The sequence below is a fragment of the Prosthecobacter sp. genome, from assembly GCF_029946185.1.
Lineage (GTDB): Bacteria > Verrucomicrobiota > Verrucomicrobiia > Verrucomicrobiales > Verrucomicrobiaceae > Prosthecobacter.
This window is the reverse complement of sequence record NZ_JAQSEA010000094.1, coordinates 1-3666: the sequence shown is the minus strand read 5'-3', so window position 1 is coordinate 3666 and position 3666 is coordinate 1. Positions and strand designations below refer to the sequence as shown.

Annotated in this window: 2 protein-coding genes; both read left to right on the top strand. The window is 63.1% G+C overall.

Annotated features, from left to right (window positions below; translation table 11 throughout):
- Positions 1-358 precede the first annotated feature (358 nt).
- Positions 359-1495 (top strand): aminotransferase class V-fold PLP-dependent enzyme, encoded by a 1137-nt coding sequence (locus tag PSV43_RS07270; protein WP_300195028.1) that lies wholly within the window; start codon positions 359-361, stop codon positions 1493-1495.
- An 88-nt stretch (positions 1496-1583) separates the two neighbouring features.
- Positions 1584-3666: VWA domain-containing protein (locus tag PSV43_RS07265; protein WP_300195026.1), on the top strand; the 2083-nt coding region annotated here is incomplete at its 3' end.

The following is a 3666-nucleotide window of genomic DNA, read 5'->3' as shown; positions in this document are numbered from 1 at the left end:
TAGGACGGTCGTGGCGAAGCCCGCCCGTCCATCAGCGCGCTGCAAACACCACGGCGTACGCACGCCCTCGCAGTCGGGCGGTTTGGCGGAGGACGTGACAGAGCATCGCGGAGCCTTCGACGCCAAACACGACCAACCTACGGCCGGAACGCCGCGTTGCTCGCCTGCGTGAGAACTTGTCTGCCGCAGCGAGAGTGCAGACCCGTTTTCAAGAAGCTTGGCCTAAGACGAAGATTCTTGTGACTTTCCAATGCCCCGGCGCAGAAAGCCTTCCACTACGGTCTTCAAATGTCCCGGGCCGTAAATTCAGCTTCTCCTCAAGCGTGAAATGCCGACCAATCTGCGTTTCTTCTCACACATGCTCACCGACACCTCCCGCGCCGCCGATTTCCCCAGCCTCAAAGGCATACACTACCTCAACACCGCCGCCGAGAGCATCCCGCCTCTCTGTGTGAATGAGGCTGTGGCAGAGTACATGCAGCACAAATCGCTCGGCATGCGCGGGCGTGACTTCCATTTCCCGCGCGTGGAGGACTGCCGCGAGATCACCGCCCGGCACCTTGGCCTCAGCACCGATGAAGTCTCCTTCTGCTCCTGCAGCTCCGAGGCCTACAACCTCCTCGCCAACGCGCTGCAGCTTACACCGAAGGACGAAGTCATCGTCACCGATCTCGACTTCCCCGCCGGTGCCACCCCTTGGCTCACCGCACCGGAGGCTTCACGCCCTGTCACTCGTCTGTGGAAAAACCGCGAAGGTGCCTTGGACCTCACCGACCTCGCCGCGCTGCTCAATGACCGCACCGCACTCGTGCAGGTCAGCCTCGTGAGCTTCTACAACGGCCACCGCATCCCCTTCGCCCCGCTGCGCGACATGATCCGCAAGCTCGCGCCGCAGGCCGTCATCGCCGTCGATGTCACCCAGGCACTGGGCCGCGTCGCGCTCGACTGCCAGGACGCCGACATCATGATCTCCAGCACCCACAAATGGACCCTCGGCATCCATGGCGGTGGCGTCATCGGCATTCCGAAAAAATCTGCCGCACGCCTCACCACCAGTGCTGGCGGCTGGTATCACATCGCCAACGCATTCGACGCCGATCGCTTTGAAAGCGCCCGCATCAAGCCCGGTGCCCTCAGCTTCTCCGTCGGCATGCCCAGCTTCGCCGCTCTCTATGCCTTGAATGCTTCACTCCGTTATCTGGATGCCGTGGGCATGGACAAAATCATCGCCCATGCCGATCCCCTTGTCGCCCGTGTTCACGCCGGATTAAAAGAACTCGGCCTCACCGCGCTCAGCGCCGCGCAGCCAGAATGCTCCAGCGGCATCGTCGCCTTCAAGCACGAAAACACCGCTGCCATCAATGACGCTCTACTCGCGCAAAACATCCACGTCATGCACCAGGTGGGCCGCATCCGCATCGCCGTGCATGGTTACACCACGGCTGAGGACATCGAGAAGCTCCTCGCCACGTTGCGCACTGTCATCGGAGGTTAGGCCTCCGGCCTGACAACGGATCGAGGCGTCCCGCCTTTTTTCGGGACACCCCTTGCCCTGACAGTCAGCAAGCCTATCCTCAACGACCTTGGACTGGGAATCGCCAAAACTCCTCCTGCTCATCCTGCCCGCAGTCGCTCTGCTGCTGTGGATCGAGTCGCGCTCATCGCATCCCATGACCGGACTGCGCAAGCGCCTGCTGCTGGTCACACGCGCCATCGGTGTGATGCTCGCCATCGCCGCACTCGCCGGACCGGCTCGTGTGAAGCAGACGGGTCGCAAGGCGCTCGGCATCATCGTCGATGCCAGCCAGAGCATGGGCGAAGAAGGCTTGAGCAAATCACTCGACGAAGCCGCCCGCGTGCGTTCGGCGCTTGGCAGCGGGATTGATACGTTTGTCGTGCAGCTCGGCTCACAGCCCGAACTCCTGCCCGCAGGCAGCACGTCCGCCATGCAGGCGGCCTGGCAGAAAAAACACGGGGGTGACAGCCACTACGCCGCCGCCGTCGAATATGCCGAGGCTTTGTTTCCACCCGGAGCCAGCCGCAACATCCTCTTGCTTGGCGACGGCCACGAAACACGCGGCAGCCTGCTCGATGCCGCACGCGAAGCCGCCGTGTCCGGCATCAAACTGCACGCACTGCCCGTGGCGGGCCCGCGCCTGCCGGACGCACGCCTGCTGTCGCTCACGCCCAATCGCACACGCTTGTTTGAAGGTGCCAGCCTGAGTTTGAAGGCAGTCTTTGAGAGCACCATCGAAGGCACGGGCACCCTGAAGCTCTACGAAAACGGCATCGAGGTGGAAAAACGCCCCGTCTCGCTCAAGCCCGGTGCCACGCAGGAGGTCGTCTTCAATCGCACGCCTTCCACGCGCAACACATTCCAATACCGCGCGGTGCTCGAAGGCATCCAGGGCGACACGCTTCCTGGCAATGACAGCGCGCTCGCCATCGTCGATGTGCGCGGACGTCTGCGACTGCTCTACATCGAATCCGATGCCGCCGAAGGCCGCTACCTCGTGCAGGCGATGGAGAAGGAAGGCATCGAACTCGATCTGCGCCAGCCGGGCAATCTCGCCATCACCTTTGAACAGCTCGGCGGCTACGATGCCGTGATCCTCTCCGACGTCCCCGCGCACCAGCTTGGCGAACCGCTCATGAATGCGCTGCGCGATTACGTCGATAAACTCGGCGGCGGTTTGATCATGCTCGGCGGCCCCGGTTCTTTCGGTGTCGGTGGTTACTATCGCACCCCCATTGAAGAGGTGCTGCCCGTTCGCCTCAAAGCACCGGACGAGGAAGAAAAACAAAGCGCCGCCGTTGCCATCGTGATGGATCGCTCAGGTTCCATGGCCGGTGAAAAACTCGAAATGGCCAAAAGCGCCGCCATCGCCACGGCGGAAGTCCTCGGCCACAACGACTCCCTCGGCGTCTGGGCATTCGACTCGGAGGCTCACGTCGTCGCCCCCATGACGCGACTGACTTCGACCAATGCGGTATCAGGCCAGATCGCCGCCATTGCCTCCGGTGGCGGCACCAATTTGCAGCCCGCCTTCCAGCTCGGGCGCGATGCCCTGCTGCGCACCAAGGCTCGCGTGAAGCACATGATCATCCTCACCGATGGCCAGACCGCAGGCTCCGGCTACGAACAACTCGCCACGCAATGCCGCAACGAAGGCCTGACGATTTCCACGGTCGCCATCGGCGAAGGCTCGCATGTGGCGCTGCTGCAGGCCATCGCCTCCAGCGGCGGCGGTCAGTCCTACTCGACGATGGATGCCAGCAGCATCACACGCATCTTTACGCAGGACACGCTCATGCACACCGGCCGCATGATCCGTGAGGAGCCCTTCACGCCTGTGCTGAAGGAAAAAGATCCCATCCTCTCCGGCTTTGAAAAGTGGGACTCGCCCGCGCTGCTCGGCTATGTGAAAACCACCCGCCGCACTTCCGCCCAGGTGCCGCTCGTCACCGAGACCGGCGATCCCCTGCTCGCCCACTGGCGTTTCGGTCTCGGCAAAGCCACCGCCTTCACCTCGGATGCGAAAAGCCGCTGGGCCTCGCTCTGGATCGCACGCTGGCCCGACTATGGCCGCTTCTGGTCCCAGGTGCTGCGCGAAACCGCCCGCGCCCCGCAGGGACGGCTCATGGATCTGTCCGCACGCATGGCAG

Coding starts and splice junctions, on each gene's coding strand:
- PSV43_RS07270 (WP_300195028.1), top strand. CDS start 359: ATGCTCACCGACACCTCCCGCGCCGCCGATTTCCCCAGCCTCAAAGGC.